This window comes from Vibrio sp. MMG023 (assembly GCF_021654215.1).
Classification (GTDB): domain Bacteria; phylum Pseudomonadota; class Gammaproteobacteria; order Enterobacterales; family Vibrionaceae; genus Vibrio; species Vibrio jasicida.
This window is the reverse complement of record NZ_JAKFZP010000008.1, coordinates 30,258-53,395: the sequence shown is the minus strand read 5'-3', so window position 1 is coordinate 53,395 and position 23,138 is coordinate 30,258. Positions and strand designations below refer to the sequence as shown.

Annotated in this window: 20 protein-coding genes; 12 read left to right on the top strand and 8 right to left on the bottom strand. The window is 46.1% G+C overall.

Translation table 11 applies throughout. The features are described 5' to 3' along the window. Positions 1 to 22: 22 nt before the first annotated feature. From pomA to rlmM, 7 genes are all read left to right on the top strand, one after another. Entirely contained in the window at positions 23 to 784 is a 762-nt protein-coding gene (pomA, locus tag L1076_RS22620; protein ID WP_038865419.1) for a flagellar motor protein PomA, read from the top strand. A gap of 15 nt (positions 785 to 799) precedes the next feature. After that, positions 800 to 1,744 carry a flagellar motor protein MotB gene (locus L1076_RS22615; RefSeq protein ID WP_005440148.1) on the top strand — a complete coding sequence of 315 codons (945 nt, stop codon included), beginning with the start codon at positions 800 to 802 and terminating at the stop codon, positions 1,742 to 1,744. Between the two features lie 197 nt (positions 1,745 to 1,941). Next, on the top strand, positions 1,942 to 3,390 hold the full coding sequence (gene thiI, locus L1076_RS22610; protein ID WP_038865418.1) for a tRNA uracil 4-sulfurtransferase ThiI: 1,449 nt from the start codon (positions 1,942 to 1,944) through the stop codon (positions 3,388 to 3,390). A gap of 521 nt (positions 3,391 to 3,911) precedes the next feature. Then, positions 3,912 to 4,832, top strand: a complete 921-nt coding sequence (locus L1076_RS22605) for a transcriptional regulator GcvA (RefSeq protein WP_005447583.1) — start codon at positions 3,912 to 3,914, stop codon at positions 4,830 to 4,832. Then, positions 4,813 to 5,436, top strand: a complete 624-nt coding sequence (locus L1076_RS22600; RefSeq protein WP_038875574.1) for an alpha/beta family hydrolase — start codon at positions 4,813 to 4,815, stop codon at positions 5,434 to 5,436. Before L1076_RS22605 ends, L1076_RS22600 begins: the two co-directional genes overlap by 20 nt. Beyond that, on the top strand, positions 5,426 to 5,824 hold the full coding sequence (locus tag L1076_RS22595; RefSeq protein ID WP_237304517.1) for a DUF423 domain-containing protein: 399 nt from the start codon (positions 5,426 to 5,428) through the stop codon (positions 5,822 to 5,824). Before L1076_RS22600 ends, L1076_RS22595 begins: the two co-directional genes overlap by 11 nt. Continuing rightward, entirely contained in the window at positions 5,821 to 6,912 is a 1,092-nt protein-coding gene (gene rlmM / locus L1076_RS22590; protein ID WP_038865414.1) for a 23S rRNA (cytidine(2498)-2'-O)-methyltransferase RlmM, read from the top strand. Before L1076_RS22595 ends, rlmM begins: the two co-directional genes overlap by 4 nt. 78 nt (positions 6,913 to 6,990) lie before the next feature. On the opposite strand, the gene xni is transcribed toward rlmM, so the two are convergent. The 5 genes from xni to queF all read right to left on the bottom strand — a co-directional run bounded on the left by xni (position 6,991) and on the right by queF (position 14,379). After that, positions 6,991 to 7,773, bottom strand: a complete 783-nt coding sequence (gene xni, locus L1076_RS22585) for a flap endonuclease Xni (RefSeq protein WP_038865412.1) — start codon at positions 7,771 to 7,773, stop codon at positions 6,991 to 6,993. Positions 7,774 to 7,831: 58 nt separating this feature from the next. Further along, positions 7,832 to 9,208, bottom strand: coding sequence for a nucleotide 5'-monophosphate nucleosidase PpnN (gene ppnN, locus L1076_RS22580; RefSeq protein ID WP_038865411.1), 1,377 nt, complete (start codon positions 9,206 to 9,208; stop codon positions 7,832 to 7,834). A gap of 218 nt (positions 9,209 to 9,426) precedes the next feature. Next, the gene (locus L1076_RS22575; protein ID WP_038875579.1) at positions 9,427 to 10,992 is read right to left on the bottom strand and encodes a GGDEF domain-containing protein; all 1,566 of its coding nucleotides are present in this window, start codon (positions 10,990 to 10,992) and stop codon (positions 9,427 to 9,429) included. A gap of 98 nt (positions 10,993 to 11,090) precedes the next feature. Continuing rightward, entirely contained in the window at positions 11,091 to 13,373 is a 2,283-nt protein-coding gene (locus L1076_RS22570) for a hypothetical protein (RefSeq protein ID WP_038865409.1), read from the bottom strand. 160 nt (positions 13,374 to 13,533) lie between these two features. After that, positions 13,534 to 14,379 carry an NADPH-dependent 7-cyano-7-deazaguanine reductase QueF gene (queF, locus tag L1076_RS22565; protein WP_038865407.1) on the bottom strand — a complete coding sequence of 282 codons (846 nt, stop codon included), beginning with the start codon at positions 14,377 to 14,379 and terminating at the stop codon, positions 13,534 to 13,536. 107 nt (positions 14,380 to 14,486) lie between these two features. Here queF and syd point away from each other — a divergent pair, with 107 nt between their 5' ends. From syd to L1076_RS22545, 4 genes are all read left to right on the top strand, one after another. Continuing rightward, positions 14,487 to 15,032: a SecY-interacting protein gene (gene syd / locus L1076_RS22560; RefSeq protein WP_005440129.1), complete on the top strand. Its 546-nt coding sequence runs from the start codon at positions 14,487 to 14,489 to the stop codon at positions 15,030 to 15,032. Positions 15,033 to 15,034: 2 nt separating this feature from the next. Beyond that, entirely contained in the window at positions 15,035 to 15,811 is a 777-nt protein-coding gene (locus L1076_RS22555; protein WP_038865405.1) for a Zn-ribbon-containing protein, read from the top strand. A 318-nt stretch (positions 15,812 to 16,129) separates the two neighbouring features. Then, positions 16,130 to 18,325 carry a 5'-nucleotidase C-terminal domain-containing protein gene (locus L1076_RS22550; RefSeq protein WP_237304516.1) on the top strand — a complete coding sequence of 732 codons (2,196 nt, stop codon included), beginning with the start codon at positions 16,130 to 16,132 and terminating at the stop codon, positions 18,323 to 18,325. An 89-nt stretch (positions 18,326 to 18,414) separates the two neighbouring features. Then, positions 18,415 to 19,605, top strand: coding sequence for a YibE/F family protein (locus L1076_RS22545; RefSeq protein WP_104028671.1), 1,191 nt, complete (start codon positions 18,415 to 18,417; stop codon positions 19,603 to 19,605). Between the two features lie 87 nt (positions 19,606 to 19,692). Here L1076_RS22545 and L1076_RS22540 read toward each other — a convergent pair whose 3' ends face one another. From L1076_RS22540 to metN, 3 genes are read right to left on the bottom strand one after another with little or no spacing between them, the layout of a single operon-like run. Further along, entirely contained in the window at positions 19,693 to 20,502 is an 810-nt protein-coding gene (locus tag L1076_RS22540) for a MetQ/NlpA family lipoprotein (RefSeq protein WP_038865401.1), read from the bottom strand. A 32-nt stretch (positions 20,503 to 20,534) separates the two neighbouring features. Continuing rightward, on the bottom strand, positions 20,535 to 21,212 hold the full coding sequence (locus L1076_RS22535; protein ID WP_038865400.1) for a methionine ABC transporter permease: 678 nt from the start codon (positions 21,210 to 21,212) through the stop codon (positions 20,535 to 20,537). Then, positions 21,202 to 22,236: a methionine ABC transporter ATP-binding protein MetN gene (gene metN, locus L1076_RS22530; RefSeq protein ID WP_237304515.1), complete on the bottom strand. Its 1,035-nt coding sequence runs from the start codon at positions 22,234 to 22,236 to the stop codon at positions 21,202 to 21,204. Before metN ends, L1076_RS22535 begins: the two co-directional genes overlap by 11 nt. A 343-nt stretch (positions 22,237 to 22,579) precedes the next feature. On the opposite strand from metN, the gene gmhB reads away from it, so the two are divergent. After that, a complete protein-coding gene (gene gmhB / locus L1076_RS22525) occupies positions 22,580 to 23,131 on the top strand; it encodes a D-glycero-beta-D-manno-heptose 1,7-bisphosphate 7-phosphatase (protein ID WP_038865397.1) in 552 nt (183 codons plus the stop codon). Positions 23,132 to 23,138: the final 7 nt, after the last annotated feature.

The following is a 23,138-nucleotide window of genomic DNA, read 5'->3' as shown; positions in this document are numbered from 1 at the left end:
AGTATAGCGTGAGGAGTGCTTTGTGGATTTAGCAACCCTAATAGGTTTGATTGGTGGTTTTGCATTCGTCATTATGGCGATGGTGCTTGGTGGCAGCATTGGCATGTTCGTAGACGTCACCTCAATCCTAATCGTCGTTGGTGGTTCAACGTTTGTAGTATTGATGAAGTTCACCATGGGGCAATTCTTCGGCGCGACTAAAATTGCGGGCAAAGCGTTCATGTTCAAATCGGACGAGCCAGAAGATCTGATTGCTAAGATCGTAGAAATGGCAGACGCAGCGCGTAAAGGTGGCTTCCTAGCATTGGAAGAGATGGAGATTAATAATAGCTTCATGCAAAAGGGCATCGACTTATTGGTGGATGGGCATGATGCGGATGTGGTGCGTGCTGCTTTGCAAAAAGACATTGCACTGACCGATGAGCGCCACTCGCAAGGCACGGGTGTTTTTCGAGCATTCGGTGATGTCGCTCCGGCAATGGGTATGATCGGTACCTTGGTTGGTTTGGTTGCCATGCTTTCAAATATGGATGATCCAAAAGCGATCGGTCCTGCGATGGCCGTTGCACTTTTAACCACTCTTTACGGTGCAATTCTTTCTAACATGGTGTTTTTCCCAATTGCGGACAAGCTTTCACTACGCCGTGATCAAGAAACACTCAACCGTCGTTTGATTATGGACGGTGTACTCGCAATTCAAGATGGTCAGAACCCACGTGTTATCGATAGCTATCTGAAGAACTACCTCAACGAGGGCAAACGCGTCCTTGAGATTGACGAGTAATCTGGAGGTCATCTAATGGATGAAGATAACAAATGTGATTGTCCGCCACCTGGCCTCCCCCAATGGATGGGGACGTTCGCTGACTTGATGTCCTTGTTGATGTGTTTCTTCGTATTGTTGCTTTCGTTCTCGGAAATGGACGTACTGAAGTTCAAACAGATCGCTGGCTCTATGAAATTTGCTTTTGGTGTTCAGAACCAACTTGAGGTTAAGGACATACCTAAAGGCACCAGCATTATTGCGCAAGAGTTCAGACCAGGTCGCCCAGAGCCAACACCGATTGATGTCATCATGCAGCAGACCATGGACATCACTCAGCAGACGTTGGAGTTTCATGAAGGGGAATCTGACCGAGCTGGTGGCACTAAGCGTGACCAAGGGAAGTTAACCGGTGGTCAATCACCAGAAACGTCAACGCAAAACAACCAATCAGCGGAATCAGACATGCAACAACAGCAGTCTGAGCAAACCTCGCAAGAGATGGATACCTTGATGGAAAGTATCAAGAAAGCGTTGGAGCGTGAGATTGAGCAAGGGGCAATAGAGGTCGAAAACCTTGGCCAACAGATCGTGATTCGAATGCGAGAGAAAGGGGCATTCCCTGAAGGCTCTGCGTTCCTCCAGCCGAAGTTTAGACCGCTGGTGCGTCAGATTGCGGAATTGGTGAAAGATGTACCGGGCATCGTACGAGTTTCTGGCCATACGGATAACCAACCGTTGGATTCTGAGCTGTATCGCTCCAATTGGGACCTGTCGTCGCAACGAGCGGTATCGGTTGCTCAAGAAATGGAGAAAGTACGAGGCTTCTCGCACCAACGCTTACGCGTGCGTGGTATGGCAGACACTGAGCCATTGGCACCAAATGATTCGGATGCGAACCGAGCGCTTAACCGCCGCGTCGAAATCAGCATCATGCAAGGTGAACCACTCTACAGCGAAGAAGTGCCGGTAATTCAATAACCGAGTATTTATTCTTATACTAAAGCGAGCTTCAAGCTCGCTTTTTTTGTCATTCCATTTCGCTTGGGTGTATAATCTTGCGCCTTTAAAAGTGAGCTCAAAAGTTTGAGTGTGACATGCGCGATATTTTTACGTATGAACACCTAGTGCGGAGTATCACTCATTGTTGATTGCGAAACTAACCTGCGAACTAGACTATGAAATTTATTGTAAAGCCCCATCCAGAAATTTTTGTAAAAAGTGAATCTGTGCGCAAGCGCTTCACAAAGATTTTAGAGTGCAACATTCGTAACATCGTTAAGAGCCGTACGGAATCTGTCGCGGTATTCAACCGTCGTGATCACATTGAAGTGACCTCTGAGAGTGACGAGTTTCACGCTGAAGTTTTAGAAGTCCTGACTCATACCCCTGGTATCCACCACGTTCTTGAGGTGAAGCAAACTGAGTTCAAAGACTTGCACGATATTTACGAGCAAGTGTTGGAGTTAAGCGGTTCACTGATCGAAGGTAAGACTTTCGTCGTGCGTGCTAAACGCCGTGGTAAACATGATTTTACTTCTATTGAACTAGAGCGTTACGTAGGTGGCGGTCTTAACCAAGCGGTAGAAAGTGCTCGTGTTAAGCTAAGCAAGCCAGACGTAACGATTAACGTTGAAGTAACCAATGACAAGCTAAACCAAGTGTTGGCTCGTCACAAAGGCCTAGGCGGCTTCCCTCTAGGTACACAAGAAGACGTACTAAGCCTGATCTCTGGTGGTTTCGACTCTGGTGTTTCAAGTTACCTGCACATCAAGCGTGGTTCAAAAGTTCACTACTGTTTCTTTAACCTAGGTGGCCCAGCACACGAGATCGGCGTTAAGCAGGTTTCTCATTACCTGTGGAACAAGTACGGTTCTTCTGCAAAAGTTCGCTTCATCTCTGTTGATTTCGAACCAGTAGTTGCTGAAATCCTAGAAAAAGTCGACGACGGCCAAATGGGCGTGATCTTGAAGCGCATGTTCATGCGTGCCGCTGGTATGGTGGCAGAGAAGTTTAAGATCGAAGCATTGGTTACGGGTGAAGCTCTAGGCCAAGTATCAAGCCAAACACTGACTAACTTGCGTCATATCGATAATGTGACTGACACTCTGATTCTTCGTCCGCTTATCAACTGGGATAAAGAAGACATCATCAACCTAGCGCGTGACATCGGTACTGAAGACTTCGCTAAGACGATGCCTGAGTACTGTGGTGTTATCTCTAAGAAGCCAACAGTGAAAGCGGTAAAAGGCAGACTGAACGCGGAAGAAGAGAAGTTTGACTTTGCGATTCTTGAGCAAGTTGTGCAAGAAGCTCGCGTGATGGACATTCGTGATATCGCAAAAGAGTCTGAGCAAGCAGCACCAGAAGTAGAGCAGGTTCAAGCTGTAGAAGAGCACGCTATCGTTTTGGATATTCGTAGCCCTGAAGAGGAAGACGATAATCCATTAGAAATCGATGGTGTGGACGTTAAGCACATTCCATTCTACAAGCTAGGTACTCAGTTCGGAGACTTAGACCAATCTAAGACTTACCTTCTGTACTGTGACCGCGGTGTGATGAGCCGTCTACAGGCATTGTACTTGCAGGAGCAAGGTTTCAACAACGTGAAGGTTTACCGCCCATAGAATCGTTGTAAAACAGAAGATCACAAAAGCGCAAATTGAGAAATCAGTTTGCGCTTTTTTCGTTTTAGCGCGCGCAAAATGGAGTGTATTAAAGTGGTAGTATTGCGTTAAATCACACGTTTCGAAATTTGTATTGATATAACGATAGATAATCCGAAATGAGGATGAAAAGTGACGTTGATGCCAATTTTTTATAAAAGAAGAAATGTGGATGGTCTAGATAAAAAAACACCGCCTAATTAGGCGGTGCAAGAAATTTGACAGACAGGTCAAAATAAATACAGGAAGTATATGTTTTGTCACAGGGAGTGTGGACAAAACATCATGGTAGAATTCTACCGAACTCGAAATACGAGTTTGCAAACACAACATCGCAACAACGAAGCCAATTGATTCACAAATGGAATCAAGCCGTTCAGGCTCGTGTTGCGGGATGAAATATAGAATTTATCTGGCTGTTCGGCAACGGACATTTTATAATGTTTCAGATTAAAAAAACTAATCCTACTTGAGGTCCCATAATGTCTCGCAGATTGCCTCCGTTAAATTCGCTTCGCGTTTTTGAAGCGGCTGCTCGCCATCTTAGTTTTACCCGTGCTGCTGAAGAGTTGTTTGTTACTCAAGCCGCAGTGAGTCATCAAATTAAAGCGTTAGAAGAGTTCTTATCGCTGAAACTTTTCCGTCGTCGTAATCGTTCGTTATTACTGACGGAAGAAGGGCAAAGTTACTTTTTAGACATTAAAGATATCTTCACTTCCATTGCTGAAGCGACCGATAAGGTATTGGAACGTAGTGAAAAAGGTGCGTTAACCATCAGTTTGCCACCGAGTTTTGCCATCCAATGGCTAGTGCCTCGTTTAGCCGATTTTAACGCGCAAGAACCAGACATTGATGTGCGCATTAAAGCGGTGGATATGGATGAAGGTTCACTGACTGATGATGTTGATGTAGCTATCTATTATGGTCGTGGAAATTGGCCTGGTTTGCGTGCCGATAAACTCTACCAAGAGTTTTTGATCCCACTTTGTTCACCATCGTTACTTTTAGGTAACAAACCATTAGAATCTCTAAGTGACCTTAAATTACACACCTTGTTACACGATACTTCTCGTAAAGATTGGAAGCAGTTTGCTCGCCAACAAAATATCGAAGGTATCAACGTAAACCATGGTCCAATCTTCAGCCACTCAACCATGGTGTTGCAGGCGGCGGCGCATGGGCAAGGTGTTGCACTAGGAAACAACGTACTCGCTAAACCTGAAATGGAAGCAGGACGCTTGATTGCACCATTTGATGAGGTGCTGGTTTCTAAGAATGCCTTCTACGTGGTGTGTCACGAACAACAAGCGGATATGGGACGTATCGCGACGTTCAGGGATTGGATGTTGGCGACCGCACGAAAAGAACAAGAGGAAGTACTAGATGAGCCATTGGATAGCTGAAGGGCCTGAGAACGGACCACTTTTTATTTTTGCTCACGGTGCAGGTGCCGGTATGGAGCATGACTTCATGATTGCTGTAGCCAAAGGATTAGTTGAGCAAGGTATTCGTGTGGTGCGTTTTAATTTCCCTTATATGGTTAAGCGAGCAGAAGATGGTAAAAAACGTCCGCCAGATCGTGCGCCAAAGTTACTGGAAGCATATGAAGAAGTGATCACTCACTTTACTTCACAGCCTATTGTCATTGGTGGTAAATCGATGGGTGGCCGTATGTCGAGCCTGCTTGCAGACAATAACCTAGTAGCAGGCGTTGCGTGTCTGGGCTTTCCGTTCCATCCGCCAGGCAAACCTGAAAAGTACAAAGGTGAGCATCTCGCGACGATCAATAAGCCGACGCTTATTTTACAAGGGGAGCGAGATACCTTTGGCAAGCGAGAAGAATTCGATGGCTTTGCTCTTTCTGACCAAGTAACGGTGAGTTTCTTGCCCGATGGCGACCATGGATTCAAGCCTCGTAAACGTTCCGGCTTTACGGAAGAAGGCAATATTGCCTTGACGGTAGAGCAATTAGCGACATTTATTAAAGAGGTATCCAATGAAAAGTAAGTGGTTACTTTCTTTTACAGGACTTTCTGGTTTAACTTCTGTTGCGCTAGGAGCGTTTGCTGCTCATGGTTTAAAAGCAACGCTCTCGCCTTATTTACTCGGTGTGTTTGAGACCGGTGTTTTGTACCAATTCATCCATACTTTGGTTATCGCGCTTTGTGCCATTTTGCTCGTACTAAATTTGGGACAAAAAGCACAAAAGTATTTTTTCATCGCGGCGATTTGCTTTATCATCGGCATCTTTTGTTTTAGCGGCAGTCTTTACGCGCTGGCGCTGACAGGTATCAAGTGGTTTGGACCAATCACCCCGATGGGAGGATTCTTGTTCATGATCGGTTGGTGTTTGTTCTTTTTTGCTGCGTTTAATATCAAAGAGGTCTCCAAGTGAAACAACTAATGCTCTATTGCCGTTCTGGCTTTGAGAAAGAGTGTGCTGGTGAAATTCAGGACAAAGCAACAAAACTTGAAGTGTATGGCTTCCCTCGTGTGAAGAAAAATTCAGGTTATGTTGTCTTCGAGTGTTACCAAGATGGAGACGCAGATAAGCTAGCGAAAGGTCTAGATTTCAGCGCATTGATTTTTGCTCGCCAAATGTTTGCCGTTGCTGCTGAATTTGAAGCTCTGCCAAGCGAAGACCGTATCAGTCCAATTCTTGCTGAACTGTCTGAAATGGAAGAATTCCCACGTTGTGGTGATCTACGTATTGAAACCCCAGACACCAACGAAGCGAAAGAGCTATTGAAGTTCTGCCGTAAGTTCACGGTACCAATGCGTCAAGCGATGCGTGGTAAAGGTCTGATGTGGAACAAAGACAATGCGAAGAAGCCTGTGTTGCATATTTGCTTTGTGGCTCCTGGTCATTGTTACGTAGGTTACTCTTACCCAGGTAACAACTCTCAGTTCTTCATGGGCATTCCTCGTTTGAAGTTCCCTGCAGATGCGCCAAGCCGTTCTACTTTGAAGCTAGAAGAAGCGTTCCACGTGTTTATTCCTCGCGAAGAGTGGGATGAGCGTTTAGCACCAGGCATGTGGGGCGTAGATCTCGGTGCGTGTCCAGGCGGTTGGACTTACCAATTGGTGAAGCGTTCGATGTTCGTTCACTGTGTCGATAACGGCATGATGGCAGACAGTCTAATGGAAACGGGACAAATTAAGCACCACATGGTGGATGGCTTTAAGTTTGAACCAGACCGCAAGAACGTGACTTGGATTGTATGTGACATGATTGAGAAGCCAGCACGCGTTGCTCACTTGATGGGACAGTGGTTACTGAAAGGTTGGGCAAAAGAAGCCATTTTCAACCTGAAACTGCCAATGAAAGGTCGCTACGACGAAGTACTGCAAGATCTGGAAAACCTAAAAATGTTCCTGATTGAGAACAAGGTGAAGTTCAAGCTGCAAGCTAAGCACCTGTACCACGACCGTGAAGAAATCACGATTCACATTCAGTGCCTATCGAACATTTCTCCGCATTAATCTACGCGTTGATATGCGATAGAGTAGAAGCAAAAAAGCGCCTGCAATAGGCGCTTTTTTAGTGTTTGAAGTCGATTGCTATTCCGCTTTGTTTGGTCCGGTAAAGCGAATGTCTTGTAGGTTGAAACCTAGTTCAATATCGCATTTAAGTGCTGCGACGCGTTTGCATAAGCGCGCCGACTCAATATGTTCATCAAACTTCTTACGATATTTCGGTACCAGTTCTTCGCTAGCGTAAGCGGCTTCAATGTCTTCGAATTGAGTTAAGATCTCTTTGGCTGCTTTAGGGCCAACACCCGGAATGCCCGGAACTTGGCTTGAGCTGATTCCTGTCAAACCCCAATAATCCGCAAGCTGAGATGGTTTTACGCCAAACTCTTTTTCGATAAACGGTTCATCTAGCCAACGGTGTTGGAAGTAATCTCGGATCTGAAGAGTCGGGGAGAGCAGTTGGCAGTAGCCTTTGTCGGTAGAGACAATCGTGACCTTTTCGCCGTGGCTCGCCACTTTAGTTGCCAGTGTTGCGACTAAATCATCGGCCTCATCGCCTTCAGACAATAGTGAATCAATGCCTTCTTCCCACCAAGCTTGTTGGATGGCATCCAATCCCTGCATTAGCGGCTCTGGCATAGGCTTACGATTTTGCTTGTAGTTCGGAAGAATTTCAGCGCGCCAGCCTCTATCTTGCTCATGATGATCAAACACCGCGATGATGTGCGTAGGTTGAGCTTCAGAAAGGATGCGAGTTAGCGTTCGTCCTGTCGTCGTGATGGTTCTTGCTATGTCGGTCGGATCGGGTTGTGCAGAGTGCACGCGACGAATCAGGTTTAGGGCATCAATAATAACAAGATGAATAGACATAATGACTTAGCAATAAAAAAGGGGCGTAATGCCCCTAGTGTAACCAAAGCTGAGTTATCTATCGACCACCATTTTCCTGATGGGCAATTCGGTAACATGGCTCATAGGCCGTTCCGCCTGGTAGTTTCATGCGGTGTTGTTCAACAAAGTCTTTCAGTAACTTATCCAGCTTCTTCATTAGCACGGGATCGCCGTTGATGGTAAATGGACCATGACGTTCGATTTCTTGAATGCCTTCTGCTTTTACGTTACCCGCAACAATGCCAGAGAAAGCCTGACGCAAGCTTGCAGCCAGTACCTGTGGTTGTTGGTTCAAGTGCAAATCTAAGCTTGCCATCGCATCGTGAGTTGGCTCAAAAGGCAATTGGAATTCTGGTTCGATCTTCATTGACCAGTTAAAGCTGTAGGCATCGCCTTTTTCTTTGCGGTGTTGACGAACATCTTCCATCGAACGCTTCATAATACGAGCGACTTCGGCCGGATCATCAATAACGATTTGATAGTGTTTCTGGCCTTCTTCACCCAGCGTATCTGCAATGAAAGCATCGATTGAGCGGAAGTAAGCTTCGCTTTCTTTTGGACCCGTTAGCACGATTGGCATTGGTTGGTCGGCGTTATCTGGGTGCATCATGATGCCCAAGATGTACAGCAACTCTTCTGCCGTACCCGGACCACCAGGGAAGATCACTATGCCGTGCGCCATACGTACAAAGGCTTCGAGACGCTTCTCGATGTCTGGCATGATCACCAGTTCATTCACGATAGGGTTTGGTGGCTCTGCAGCAATGATTGAAGGCTCTGTCAAACCAAGGTAGCGCTGCTCAGTGTAACGCTGTTTAGCGTGACCAATCGCTGCCCCTTTCATTGGTCCTTCCATTGCACCAGGGCCACAGCCTGTACAGATGTTCAGCTCACGAAGGCCAAGCTCGTTACCTACTTCGCGAGTGTATTGGTATTCGGTTGCATTGATCGAGTGACCACCCCAACACACGACAAGGTTTGGCTCGATGCCCGGAGTTAGGGCGCCCGCATTGCGCAGAATGCCAAATACAAGGTTGGTAATGTGCGTAGCATTGGTGAGATTAAGGCGTTGGTTGTCCGCCAAGTGCATGTTCACGTACACGATGTCACGTAGAACAGAGAATAGATGTTCTTGAATACCTTTAATGATTTCGCCATCGACAAATGCATGCTCAGGCGGATTCGCTAATTCAAGCTTGATGCCGCGCTCACGTCTAACCACGTTCACATCGAATGAAAGGTATTTGTCTAATAGCTCTTTTGAGTTATCGGTGTGGCTGCCGGAGTTGAGGACCGCGAGCGTACAATTACGATAGAGTTGGTATAACTCACTCGATGCGGTTTTCTTAAGACGTTCAACTTCCAGTTGGGATAGCAAATCCATGCTACCTGCGGGGCTTATATGGGTAATCATAAGGCCTCCTTGCTAATGCATTCTTTTGAGGGAAGAAACCAACTCACCTGTCAGTTTATACGTATCGTTTTACTCAGTGGTTGGCAGACTTTGTTTTATAGCGTTTAAACAGCTTAGCAGACTGATAAGGGAGAAACGTGATAACTCGTTGAAAATTTGAGGCAATATGACAAAACAGCACGTAAAAAGCGTTCGTTTGGTTGTTTTTTGAACGCTTTTTAGTTCCAGTTTACCTGACTGTTACCACGCTGCTTGGCATCTCTTAGCATGTTACCAAGACGATCTAAGACGTACTCAGGGTTGTCTGCTTCTTTGAAGGAAGTGGAAACCGCCGTCAGCGTAATCATGATGTTTTGTTCGCGGAACTTGAATGGCAACTTACTGATATCACGCTGAATGTGCTTCATCAATTCAAGCGTGTATTCTTCTGATTGCTCAGGGATAAGCATGATGAACTCTTCACCGCCAAATCGAGCGACGGTTTCGGTATCGGCGATGCGCTTGCTCATGGTACGAGCAATAATCTTCAATGCTTTGTCGCCAGCAGTGTAGCCATAGCTGTCGTTAACGGCTTTGAAGTTATCGACATCAAACAGTACAACACGAAGGTTTTGTTGTGAGCGAATCCAACGACGATATTCTAACTCTAAACGATCATTAAAAGCCGCGCGGTTATATACCTTGGTCAATGGGTCTAGCAGCATGCGCTGTGCTTGATCTTCCAAGCGACGACGATAATCTTGCGTTGATTCGAAGACGGCTTCAAGCTGGTTTTTGCTGTAGCTTAAGCGTTCTTGAAGGGCTTGTTCGCGCTCTTCGGTCATTCTTAAGCGCTCAGTCAAAGAGGCCATCTTGGCCAGCAATGGTGATACTTCACCTTTCAACTCTTCGAGATCTTGTGCATGTTCCAGAGATTCTTGGCTGCGTTCCACCAAGGTAGTCATCTCTGAATTTAATTCTTGGCGATGTTCGAAGTAGGTTTGATGCTGATCGACGTTCTGATGAACGGTTTTCAGATTGCTTGAAAGCGAAGTATTGAGTTGCTCTAGGAACTGTTCTGATGATTTACGCTCGTACTTAGTAGCTTCGACGACCAGTTTAAGCGTATTTAACGTCAGCTCAATCAGTGACTCAGCGTTCACACCCAAAAGCAGTTTGGCACGGATATCCAACAATTGATCACCCGATTCGCCTTCAAAGTCGAGCTCGGTAATCGTGTGCTGGAGGTCGCTGGCTAAACATTCCAGTTGTGATTTATCTGGCCCGTTTTCTAGCTCGCCAAGGTTAAGGCGTGAGTTGGATGTGATGATCTTGAGCGCACGCTCATAAATGCTCAGTAGCTTGGTTGCTTGGTCAACTTTTTTACCCGCATGAACTTCAGAAAAGCTCATGAGATTTCGCAGTTCGCGTTTTAGCTGCGCAGGCAAACCTGTGATGCGCTGAAGCGTCTCACCACTGTGTTTGATTTGTTCGTCGAGATAGCCGTTTTGTTTTTCCATCGCCTTAGACTGCTGTTTGAGCATTCTTTCTAGCACTGCTAAACGAGGGATCAGCGCGCTGACATCTTTTTGATGTTCGAGTTCTTGCTGAATTTCGAGCAGGTAGTTGGTTACTTGAGAGTTTGAACCCTGACAAGCAGAAGACAATGATGCCACAACTCGCTTCAGAACTTGCTGCTCACGTTTAAATTTGAGCGAAGTATCACGATGAGTCAGCCTGAGTTGGTCAAGTTGACAACTCAGCTGATGAAGCTGCGACTGAATATCGGATTCCAAGATTCCCATGAAGTGACTACGGTTAAGTCCATGTACTACTGACGATTATTTGATAATAACAAAAAACTTTATAGCGTCATCACTGATTATGCTCAACCGTTGGTTAATTATCCGTTTTTTAATATTTTTTTGATGTCGTCCTCATTCTTGTACGAAGAATGAATCTTTATTAGCCCTTGGTTGATGGCATGTTGGCAAGCGGTTCTTATGTTACCGGTTGCAAAGCTTGCGGCGGGCGCGTTATCAATCGCCTTCAAGAACACCCAATGGCTGTGTTTATCTTTTAAGCTGACCTCACGGGCAATGTGCGTAGCGAGCAACAATAAGTCGAGCAGTTCTTCATCATTAATGGCGGTGTAGGCACGTGGCAAGAATGGGTAATCACTGATACCCATACGAATCGTGCGATTCACATGGTGTTTGGCCGCAAACTCATCCACCCAACTTTGGAATTTGTTGAATGTGGCTTCCGCAGAAGCATCGCGATCAGCATTGGGTTCGATGTACAGTAAGTTTGCATCTGAGAAGTGGTACAAACGTGTTGGTTTCTGGATACGTTCTGCCAAGAACTCACCAAAAGCCCGCTCTAGTTCCAAACCAGCTTTGTAGCCGTGTTGTACGTACATACTTCGTAAGAATGGTAAGTCGATCATCACAAAGCGTAGGCGGTCGTTGAGGGGCTCGTGGATCAGTTCGCCCATTTGCCATTGTTCAAACGTATCGCTCGATTTCTTCAACGAACGCGACAGTTTCACGTTCAACATACGTAAGTTACGTAGACGCGAACGCGAGTGGGTGAAGAGATCATTACGTAGCTTGTCGATTTGTGATGTTTGACGCTGCATGATCACACCACGACGCATGATGAATAAGAACATCACCAGCACAGTAATGAACAGGGCGAATGAAATCTTTTGGAACTTGCGATGTTCCATCTCAACTTGTGCAAGCTTGTCCGCTTGGCCGACATAATGAATGCTTTGTTCGGCAAACTCTTTTTGCTGGCGAAAGGCATCCTCACTGATTTGGTTAAGTTGCTTTTGCTCTAATCGCACAAGACTGGTGTACTTTTTGTAGGCTTGTAACGACAGTTGGTATTCGCCTGCTTGCTCATACCCCAAGCCCAGTAGGCGGTAAGACTGCTGTTTGATAAAGCCTGTATCGTCCGGTGCCTTCTCGATCAGGTCGAGTGCTTTTTTCGCATTATTTATGACATTTTTACTTTCATTTTGGTGGTAAGCCAATCCCGATTGCAGTAATGCCGCTTTCGCTTCTAGTTGTGGTAGGTCTGCGTATGCAAGCAAATCCATAGAGCGGTCAAGGTACTGCTCTGCTAATGCGTAGTTATAAAGCTGGAGATAGGTTGCCGCTAAGCTCAAACGGATCTTGATAATGCGGTTGATATTCTTACTTGTGCTGTCATGGTCCAGTACGTTGAAGTAGTGCACCAAAGCCAGATTAAATTTGCCTTGGTAGAAATAGATGTCACCCATTTGCTCTAGCACATCGGCCAGAATAGGCGAGCTTGGATAGCTATCGTAAAAGTCTGCGGCCTGAGAGAGGTACTCGATCGCTTTGTCATACACGCGGCGTTCTTGAAACAGGCGCGCTAATAAACGATTTACTTTTGCTAAGCGTGCACCGCTGTCGCTCTCGATTGACTGCCAATAGCCGTATAGCAGTTCAGAAAGGGCGAGGTTGTACTTTTTATCATTGAGATAAAATTCGCCTACGGCGGTGTGGTAATCAATTAAAATCAGGTCCGAGCGGTTATCTTTCAGCATGGTTTTAGCTTGTGCGTATAAACGGTCGGCGTTAACGCTATCACCACTGTTTGCTGCCAGTAGCGCACGCTGCATCACTAAGCGATAATGCACGCTGTCGGTGCGTTGCAATACAGGGTTGGCGTCTTCAATCTGTTTTTCGATTTGATCGAGTTTTTCTTCTGCGGCTGCGTAGTTTTTGTCATACATCCAAATCATTTGGTTGCGCATTAGCTGCACGTCCAGGTTCATGTATGGCAATTGGTATTCTTTGGCAAGACGTTCGGCTTCATCAAGGTTATTGATAGCAGAACGAATGTTCCCCATGGTGTAATCGGCTTGGGCAATGATCTTGTGTGCTTCGATGGTACTGCTTGGCGTGCGGATACTGCGATCGGTCTCTTCACGAGACATAGCAGACGGGCTTCCGTTCTCTTGACGCTCTGTCAGCTCGCGTTGCAATAGGTAGTTTTTGGCCGCTTGTTTGGCTTGTGAAGGCTCAATCTCAGCAAGTTGTTGAGCTTCATTAAGTAAAGCGGAAGATAAAATGGTCGCGTGAAGTGGCTGTGCTAGTAATAAGCAAAGAAAGCCAATCAGCCTAAATAGACGCGAACTGTCCCAAAACATCCTTTTCGTTCCCTCGAACTGTGTCGTAAATTACGTGTTTTTGAATAAACAATAGTAGAGAAAAACGCCCAGCAATCCAACAGATAGCTGAGCGTTTTTGAGTATTTAAGTAATTAGTTTCTGAGTGTGGAACTCAAGCACTTTTGATTCTCAACTCAGATTACTGACGCGCCATGCGGTTATTGTGCGTGGGCTTGTCTTGTTCCGTTGAACGGTAAGGGTTGATATCCAGACCACCACGACGTGTGTAACGTGCAAATACCGTCAGTTTTGTTGGCTGGCAGTACTTCATCAAGTCAGTGAAAATACGCTCAACACATTGCTCGTGGAACTCGTTGTGCTCACGGAATGAAACGAGGTAACGAAGCAACTTCTCACGATCAAGCTTGGCGCCTTGGTAGCGAATTTCTACGCTGCCCCAGTCTGGCTGGTTGGTGATCAAACAGTTCGATTTTAGTAGATGGCTGTGAAGAATTTCTTCTACTTGCTCATCACCAGCAGCTCCTTCAAGCAGTGCAGCATCAAAATCGTAGCTGGTGATTTCGATGTCTTGAGCGTCAATACACTCGCCTTCCATCGTCACGATAGGTTGGTTGGTGTAATGAGTTACTGGGTTTACTTCCACAAGTACTTGCTCACCTGCGCATGCCGATAGGTCTTGCGTCAAACGCTCAGTCACTTCTTCCCAAGTAGCGAAACGCGTTTGGTTGTAGCTGTTTAAGTACAGTTTGAACGACTTTGACTCAATCAAGTTTGCGCTTGTTGCTGGAATGTACACTTCGCCAACCGCAACTTGAGGCAAGCCTTTGCTGTTTAGCCAAGATAGCTCGTACAGTGTCCAAATGTCGTGGCCCATAAACGGTAGGCTGTCGCCAAGTTCAAGGTCGTCACGGTTTAAGCTGCGAGGAACAGGTTGCAGCAAGCTCGCGTCGTATTGGTTTGCGTACTCGGTCTTTTTACCCAGAGTCAGGCCAGCAAGCTCTTTAGCGTCAGAATATTTGCTCATACTTTGTGGTCATTTTCGATTAGAATGGCGAGAATTTTACTGAATCCGCTGATTAATTGCCATCCGGCAGATACCGCAACCTGATAAAAACAAACCAGGAGACCTTCATGACCCAAACCGTTCCTCAGGCTCTACAGGATTTTAGCCTGCGCTACCAACAAGCTTGGCAAGACAAACACAACGAACTGCCACGCAGTGAAGAGCTTGCTGATCTTGTTTCTCCATGTGTAGAAGAGAAACGCGATGAGGTCGTTTTGTGGAAATCGGTTCCACGTGAAGAGATGGCAGACTTCACCAACGTTGAGAATGCAATTGAATTGACGTTGCATGAAGACATTAAGCTTTTCTATGGTTCGCAATACAGTGCTGATATGGACGCGACTTGGCAAGGCAATGAACTGACACTGCTGCAAGTTTGGAGTGACGATGACTTTACTCGTCTGCAAGAGAACATTCTTGGTCACCTGGTGACTCAGCGTCGTCTAAAACTAAAGCCGACGGTATTTATTGCAGCGACTGATGCCGAGCTGGATGTGATTTCAATCTGTAACTTAACGGGCAATGTGATTCTTGAGCGCTTGGGTTCTGATAAACGTGACGTATTGGCTGAAACACTGACCGAGTTTCTAAGCAAACTTGAGGCAGCGGTGTAAGCATGTACGTTGTTGAGTTGCAATTTGAGTGTTTTGATAACACTACCGTAAGCGCCGTAGATAAAGCGATTAATGGTCTGATGGACGCACTGCGTTACAACGGACAAGTTCTGGGGCGTGAATTTCCTATCGTAATGGGTGATGGCGAGTTTTATGTTCGCGTCGTTTGCCCAGAGCAAGACAGTTTGCATCCTCGCTACCATTCTGATTTCGTCAAAGTGTGCATGAATCGTTTGTCGGAAGCGTCGTTGCTTGCGCCGAAAATGCGCATGTTGGGTCGTGATTTGAATTCAGAAGAAGCGGCGGAAGAAGAAACACCAAGCTGGCAAGTACTCTACACCACTTACGTGCATACCTGCTCTCCACTGCGCAGTGGTGAGACGCTGTTGCCAATTCCACTTTACCGTAATGGGGCAACACTGAATGGTGACCATAAAGCGGTGGTGAAATGGCAAACCGAATGGCAAGCGTGTGATGAAATCCAAATGGCGGGTGGCTGCCGCGCTGAACACGCTGCGCTGCATGAAATTTGCGACTCAGACAGTGTGTTGTTCCGCCGTGGTTGGGATTTGCGTGGCCGTATTGAATACATCACCAAGATTCCAACGTACTACTACCAATACCGCGTCGGTGGTGAGTCACTTGAAGCGGAAAAAGCGCGCAAGTGTCCAAAATGTGGTGGTGACTGGTTACTCGACGAACCGCTGCACGACATTTTCTACTTTAAGTGTGACGATTGCCGAATTGTCTCCAACATCTCTTGGGACCACATCAAGTAGTCTATTTTTTTAAAGCTGGCGTCTATGCCAGCTTTTTTCTATCGATATAAATGAATCAAACCTGATCAGTAAAATTATCTATTATTGATTTTGTCAATATATTGATTCAAAAAGCATTTTCACTGACCATTCCTCTCATCCCCTTGATTGTGATCTTTGTTCATATTCAAAGAAAAATGTAACTTAGTTGCATGCTTTATAAGCATTGAAACGTTTGCTTCTCAAAAAATTAAAATAACATCCATATCCTTTTTAAGGTTTTGGGAAGAGGGCCCCTTCCGAAAATATATATAAAAAAATAATCTGGAAGGAATTGTGATGACATTATTTAAACGAAGCCTCGTCTGTATTGCTGTTGTCGGCCTGATGGCTGGCTGTAATGACGACGATACGAAATACGTAGAAGTTCCATCGGACTACAGCCCTGTAGTCGCAGAAGGCAAAACACTGACTAACACGCCTGATGTGGTTGTGAAAGGTGAAGCGACACAAGCTGATGAAGTCACCATCGCTATTGCGGCTACATCTGACCTACATGGTCGTTTATTCGGTTTTGACTATGCATTGAATGCGGAAGATGACGACGCTGGTATTACGCGAATTGCGACTCTGCTTGCTGACCAAAAAGCGGCGCACCCAAATATGATCCTGATTGATATCGGTGATACGGTTCAGGGCAACTCCGCGCAGCTATTCAACGATGATCCAACTCACCCAGTAGTCGAGAGTATGAACTCTCTTGGTTTTGATGTTTGGGTACCTGGCAACCATGAATTCAACTTTGAGCGTTCGTTTGTCGATCGCAACCTCGATCATTTTAATGGTGCGGTACTGTCTTCAAACATCAAATGGGAAAGCAACGATGTGAACTACATTCGTGCGTTCCAAATGTTTGAAGTCGAAGGCGTGAAAGTGGCGATCGTTGGTCTAACGCCATCGAACGTCCCGAACTGGGAAGCGTCTGCGCCGGATCACTTCAAGGGTTTGAAGTTTGAGAACGAATTGGATGCCACTAAAGAAGCGGTTGACCAACTGGTGTCTAAATACAACCCAGATGTGATTGTTGGTGCACTTCACCTTGGTCGCCAAGAAGACGGTGGTGTGGGCGTTTACGAAATCGCGTCAGCAATGGCGGATAAATTCGATGTCATCTTAGCGGGTCACGAGCACGCGAACTACATCGAGCAAGTGAATGCTGATGGCACGGTTACCCCAATCAGTAAATCAACATCAGAAATCGGCGGTGAAAATACGTTGATTGAAGACAAAACCAAGTCTGGTGAATACAACCAAGACAACCGCGTTCAAAGCGTCAAAATCATTGAGCCGGGCAAATGGGGTGCTTACCTTGCGAAAGCTGAGATTCAACTGAAGAAAGTTGATGGCAAGTGGACGATGGAAGACACCACATTGACCAACATCGGTACGAAGAAAGTGGAACAAGAGCAAGCGCTGCAAGCGAAATTCCAATACGTGCATGATATCTCGGTTGAAGACGCAACTCGTGAGCTTGGTCGTGTAACGGGTGACTTCACACCAAGCGCAACTGGCTTCCCAGATGAAGCGACAGCGACGGATTACAACTACACCGCAGAGCGTCTGTACTCGACGATTCACCTTGCGAAAGTCGTTGATACTCCGTTGATGGACGTGATTAACCAAATCCAAATGCAGAAAATCGAAGATGCGGTTGGTGAAGGTAATGGTGCGGTTGTGTCTGCTGCGTCGTTGTTCTCTGATCAATCTAACCTGATCGATGGTGAAGTGTACACCAAAGGTAAATCGACCAACTTGTACAAGTACGACAACACCTTACTTGGCGTTGAGATGACAGGTGCGAACCTAAAACGCTTCATTGAGTGGTCATACTCTTACTTCAACCAGTATCAACCGGGTGACATCACGGTGTCGTTTAAGAAAGGCGCGCCAGCTTACCTATACGACCAATTTGATGGTGACATCGAGTTCACTGTGGATCTAAGCAAACCGTCGCTAGAGTTGGATGAAAACAACGCCGTAACGAATGAAGGTAGCCGCGTGAATATCACCAGCATTGGTGGCGAGCAGTTCGATCCAAATGCGACTTACAAAGTGGCGATGAACAGCTACCGCTTTGGTTCGCAAATCCAGAAGTTTGGTTGGGCGAGCAAAGACGATGTGTTCTATGACTCAGTGAATGAACAAGTGTACGCAATTCGCGACATGCTGACGGAGTATGTTGAAGAGAACAAAGGTATCAACGTGGCAGATTTCAGTGGCAGCGTGGGTAACTGGTCATTCACTCAATATCTACCAAGTGGTGACATCACGACACTGCGTGAGGGCGAAGGCAAAGCGCTGTGGGATCAATTGAAGAACATGGAAATCTGTGTCTCGATTGACTTGGAAAATCCAAAGTACCCAGCGATTGTTAAGTCTGTGAACATCAATGATTCGTCTAGCTACTTTGTTAACCCTAACAAAGACGCGGCGACCCTTGATGAGAAAATAGCAGGTTGTAATCCAACTCATTAATCCTGCATGTGGGCGCGGTAGTTTACCGCGCCTAATTTTACTTGCTTAAGACAAAACCGGTTTGAGTGAGTGATGTAGAAGAGTGCTTCATGATCAAAAGAATCTATAACCGATGGGGTTTCACCCTACTGATTACCCTTATCTCCACGCTTATCTTCCAGTTTTCTTCTTCGTGGAGTGAAGATTTCCGTCCTAAATCTCGTCAGCAACAAGAGTTTGTTGAAGCGACCGTCACGCGTTCGATCTCAAACCATGTTGCGCCAGATCCGCTCGTGCCGGATGTGATGACAGGTAAGCAAGTCTTCATGGCAAAAATCCTTGAGGGAGAGAGTGAAGGCTTAGAGGTGGAAGTCACCAATCCTCTTAGTCGCCAGCACAACGTGTATGTCAGTGAAGGCGATACCTTCATCATGATGATCCGTGAAACCACAAATGGCACCGTCTATTGGGCGTATAACCACAAACGGTCAGACGCGATTTACTTGATGCTTGCGCTGTTTTGCGCGCTGCTGCTGAGCTTTGGCAAGAAAGAGGGCATCAACTCAATGGTTGCTCTTTATTTCACTGCTGCATTGATCGTTGGCGTGTTGGTGCCGAGTATTTTTGCGGGTTGGAATCCGATGTTGGTCAGCATCTTATTGATGGTGGTGATCATCGTGGTCAGCTTTATTCTCGTCTCTGGCTATAACCGTAAGAGTTTATGTGCCATGGGCGGCACGTTATTGGGCGTGATCGCCGCAGGTGTAATGGCGCAGTGGTTTGGTGAAATGGCGCACTTGTCGGGCATTTACCTCGACAAAGGCGAAGACGTTATTTATCTAACGTCGGTGAAGATGGGCATTCGCTGGTTGATGTTCGTGACGATTGTCGTTGCTGCGCTTGGCGCTGTTATGGACGTTGCGATTTCGATTGCATCGGCATACGCGGAGTTGCAACAAACTGATCCGAAACTCAAGCCAAAGCAGTTGGTTAGAGCATCGATGAACATTGGTCGAGACATCATGGGAACCATGACTAACACCTTGATCTTGGCGTTTGCTGGCGGCTCATTGACGACCATCATGATGGTGTGGGGGCTTAACATGCCAGCGAGCCAGTTTATGAATATGCCGTTGGTAGGACTCGCCGTGGTGAATGCGTTAGCGGGCAGTGTAGGCATTGTGCTTACTATCCCTTTTACTGCATTTTTAGCGCCTTATGTGTTTAAACATCCGCAAGTGGATACGCAGCCAGAACAGGAGCAAAAGAAGGTTGAGCAAGACGAAATTCAGCTGTTTTAACGATATAAAACCGCAATGAAAACAAATGCAAAAAGGGCGCTCCGATGAGCGCCCTTTTTAAGTTTCAAGTGTTGTAGAAAGAGGGGATTACCAACCTTTAACTACGCCACCTTTGAAGATGTCTTTCGCTGCTTCGTAAACTTCATCTGTTTGGTATGCCTTAACGAAGTTTTGTACGTTAGCTGCTTGCACGTTGTCTTCACGAGCAACGATTAGGTTTACGTATGGAGACTCTTTGTCTTCTACGAAGATACCGTCACGCTCAGGTGTTAGGTCGATTGAGCTTGCGTAAGTCGTGTTGATGATAGAAATCGCTACGTCATCAAGAGAACGTGGAAGTTGTGCTGCATCTAGCTCCACGATAGTGATGTTTTTTGGGTTACCAACGATGTCACGTACTGTTGCTTGTAGACCAACGCCATCACGCAGTTCGATCAGACCTTGTTGCTCAAGAAGTAGAAGAGAACGACCAAGGTTTGTTGGATCGTTTGGTACCGCGATACGAGCGCCATCTTCGATCTCATCAACCGATTTAACTTGCTTAGAGTAACCCGCAATTGGGTATACGAAAGAGTTGCCAGCCGTTACTAGCTTGTAGCCACGGTCAGTTACTTGCTGGTCTAGGTATGGCTTGTGTTGGAACGCGTTTGCGTCGATTGAGCCATCATCTAGCGCAGCGTTTGGTGTAACGTAATCAGTGAACGTCACCAACTCAACATCTAAGTTGTATTTCTCTTTCGCAACTTTTGCTGCTACTTCAGCAACTTGAGCCTCTGCACCCGCCATTACGCCAACTTTTACTTTGTTTGCGTCGACTTCTTTATCACCACAACCTGCTAGAACAAGTGCAGAAGCGGCAGTGGCTACAGTCAAAAGACTCTTAAGGCTAAATTTCATCTTTATCTCCTTATAATTGGTATTTTCAATTCTTATCTGTGGTCTACACGGCGTACGATTGCATCACCGATAGACTGAATAATTTGTACTAACACAATTAGCATCACGACTGTCACGGCCATGATAACGACATCATAACGGTGGAAGCCATAACGGATGGCTACGTCACCAAGACCGCCGCCGCCTACCGTCCCCGCCATTGCTGAATAGCTTACTAGTGTTACTAGGGTAATGGTCACTGAGTTAACAATAGTCGGCATTGCTTCAGGAAGCAGAACTTTTGTGATGATTTGAGTTGGGGTTGCGCCCATAGACTGAGCTGCTTCCACTAGGCCTGTCGGTACTTCCAGTAAAGCACCCTCGATCAGACGTGCCACAAATGGGATTGCACCAATCGTGAGTGGAACAATCGCTGCCGTTGTACCAATAAACGTACCGACAAGCAGCTTGGTTACTGGAATAATCGCAACCATCAATACTAGGAAAGGCACTGAACGGCCAATGTTGACTATCGCACCAAGAACGCCATTTAGCTTGGTGTTTTCAAGCAAGCCCCCTTTTTTAGTGGTGTGTAGAATCACACCAAGAGGGATGCCAACCGCGAAACCAACGATGCCAGCAACTGCCACCATGTAAAAGGTTTCCCACGTTGCGCCCAAAAGTAGGTTGCTGTTTAAGCTCAGCCATTCAGAAATCGTATTAAAGGACATAGCCAAGTACCTCTACTTTCACGTTGTGCTCACGCAGGAATTCAATTGCTGCGTTATCATCTTCTTCGCTACCAAACAGTTCTGCGACCATCATGCCGAACTTCACGCCGCCAGCGTAGTCCAGATCGGAACTTAGGATGCTCACGTCGATGTTGTACTTACGAGCGATTTGCGTCATCAGAGGGGCATCCACGGTTGCACCAGTAAATTCTAGGCGAACCAACGGGTAGCTGTTTTCTACGCGCGTAGTTTGTAAGCGAGCTTGGTAATCTTCTGGAATAGAAAGATCCAAAGTAGAGCGAATGAACTCGTGTGCCAGAGCTGTCTTCGGATGAGCGAAGATTTCACCCACGGTGCCTTTTTCCACAAGTTCACCATCACCAATGATCGCCACTTCGTGGCAGATGCTCTTAACCACTTCCATTTCGTGAGTGATAAGCAGAATCGTGATATCCAGTTTGCGGTTGATTTCTTTTAGAAGTTCTAGGATTGACTGCGTCGTTGCAGGGTCGAGTGCGCTGGTCGCTTCGTCACACAACAAAACACTTGGATCAGAAGACAGAGCACGTGCAATCGCCACACGCTGCTTTTGACCGCCACTTAGGTTTGCTGGGTAGCTTTCGTGCTTGCCAGAAAGGCCAACCAGTTTAAGCAACTCAGTCACTTTTGTTGTGATTTGCGATTTGTCTTTGCCTGCTAACTCAAGAGGGAGTGCGACATTATCAAAAACGGTGCGAGACGATAGCAGGTTAAAGTGTTGGAAGATCATCCCGATGTTGCGGCGGGTTTCTCCCAGTTGTTTCTTGTTGAGTTTGGTCAGGTCTACGCCATCAACAATGATGGAGCCTGATGTTGGGGCTTCCAGCATATTCACGCAACGGATCAGAGTACTTTTACCCGCGCCCGATGAGCCGATAACACCAAAGATGGTGCCCTTCGCGATATCTAGATTAATGTCCTTAAGGGCAAGAATTTCCTTACTGCCTTGGTAGAACACTTTATTGACGTTTTTAATTTCTATCATGTTTCAACCTGCACAGAGATACTGGGAACTTCGCTGTTAAAAACGGCTTTTAACAGGAGTAAATTTTGAACTCTATCTCAATTCTCAGTTGATGCTATGGGTTAAGCAGTAGTAAGTCAATAGATATTTTTACGTCTAGACGTCTAAAAGTATGGATGTTTTGTTAGGAAATAAAGCAAGAAGATGTTCGGCGGAACGGGATATAAAAGAGGGATATTCAAGATGTACCGATTCTCGGGTGACAAATCAACTGTTTTGTCACTTCCTCATACCAATTAGATAGTGTGAGTGCTTATAAGGTATGTAATAATCTGATGAAACCGAGTAAATAGAGAAATACGTTTTGGCAAAACCTGCTGTTTTTATCGATCGTGACGGCGTGATCAACGTTGACCATGGCTACGTTCATGACGAACATGATTTTGAGTACATTGACGGTGTCTTTGAAGCGACGAAAGCGCTGAAAGATAAAGGCTACCTGTTGGTGCTTGTGACCAATCAATCAGGCATTGCACGTGGTAAATTCAGCGAAGATCGTTTCATTTCTTTGACTCAATGGATGGACTGGAACTTTTCCGACAACGGTGTTGAGTTTGATGGCATCTATTACTGTCCTCACCATCCTGAACACGGTATCGGCGAATACAAACAAGATTGTGATTGTCGTAAGCCAAAACCAGGCATGTTCATCTCTGCTCGTGATTTTTTGAAAATCGACATGGCTAAGTCAGTGATGATTGGTGATAAAGCCGAAGACTTGATGGCGGCTGAAGCGGCTGGTGTTGGTACTAAGATTTTGGTTCGCACTGGTAAACCAGTTACCGAACAAGGCGAAGCGATTGCTACGGTTGTTCTCGACAGCATTGCAGACGTTCCTGCATACCTAAACAAGTAATCTTCAT

Bases quoted from the DNA above. Each gene is read 5' to 3' on its own strand.
- L1076_RS22615 (WP_005440148.1), top strand. From the start codon at position 800: ATGGATGAAGATAACAAATGTGATTGTCCGCCACCTGGCCTCCCCCAA.
- thiI (WP_038865418.1), top strand. From the start codon at position 1,942: ATGAAATTTATTGTAAAGCCCCATCCAGAAATTTTTGTAAAAAGTGAA.
- L1076_RS22605 (WP_005447583.1), top strand. From the start codon at position 3,912: ATGTCTCGCAGATTGCCTCCGTTAAATTCGCTTCGCGTTTTTGAAGCG.
- L1076_RS22600 (WP_038875574.1), top strand. From the start codon at position 4,813: ATGAGCCATTGGATAGCTGAAGGGCCTGAGAACGGACCACTTTTTATT.
- L1076_RS22595 (WP_237304517.1), top strand. From the start codon at position 5,426: ATGAAAAGTAAGTGGTTACTTTCTTTTACAGGACTTTCTGGTTTAACT.
- xni (WP_038865412.1), bottom strand. From the start codon at position 7,773: ATGTCTATTCATCTTGTTATTATTGATGCCCTAAACCTGATTCGTCGC.
- ppnN (WP_038865411.1), bottom strand. From the start codon at position 9,208: ATGATTACCCATATAAGCCCCGCAGGTAGCATGGATTTGCTATCCCAA.
- L1076_RS22575 (WP_038875579.1), bottom strand. From the start codon at position 10,992: ATGGGAATCTTGGAATCCGATATTCAGTCGCAGCTTCATCAGCTGAGT.
- L1076_RS22570 (WP_038865409.1), bottom strand. From the start codon at position 13,373: ATGTTTTGGGACAGTTCGCGTCTATTTAGGCTGATTGGCTTTCTTTGC.
- queF (WP_038865407.1), bottom strand. From the start codon at position 14,379: ATGAGCAAATATTCTGACGCTAAAGAGCTTGCTGGCCTGACTCTGGGT.
- syd (WP_005440129.1), top strand. From the start codon at position 14,487: ATGACCCAAACCGTTCCTCAGGCTCTACAGGATTTTAGCCTGCGCTAC.
- L1076_RS22555 (WP_038865405.1), top strand. From the start codon at position 15,035: ATGTACGTTGTTGAGTTGCAATTTGAGTGTTTTGATAACACTACCGTA.
- L1076_RS22550 (WP_237304516.1), top strand. From the start codon at position 16,130: ATGACATTATTTAAACGAAGCCTCGTCTGTATTGCTGTTGTCGGCCTG.
- L1076_RS22545 (WP_104028671.1), top strand. From the start codon at position 18,415: ATGATCAAAAGAATCTATAACCGATGGGGTTTCACCCTACTGATTACC.
- L1076_RS22540 (WP_038865401.1), bottom strand. From the start codon at position 20,502: ATGAAATTTAGCCTTAAGAGTCTTTTGACTGTAGCCACTGCCGCTTCT.
- L1076_RS22535 (WP_038865400.1), bottom strand. From the start codon at position 21,212: ATGTCCTTTAATACGATTTCTGAATGGCTGAGCTTAAACAGCAACCTA.
- metN (WP_237304515.1), bottom strand. From the start codon at position 22,236: ATGATAGAAATTAAAAACGTCAATAAAGTGTTCTACCAAGGCAGTAAG.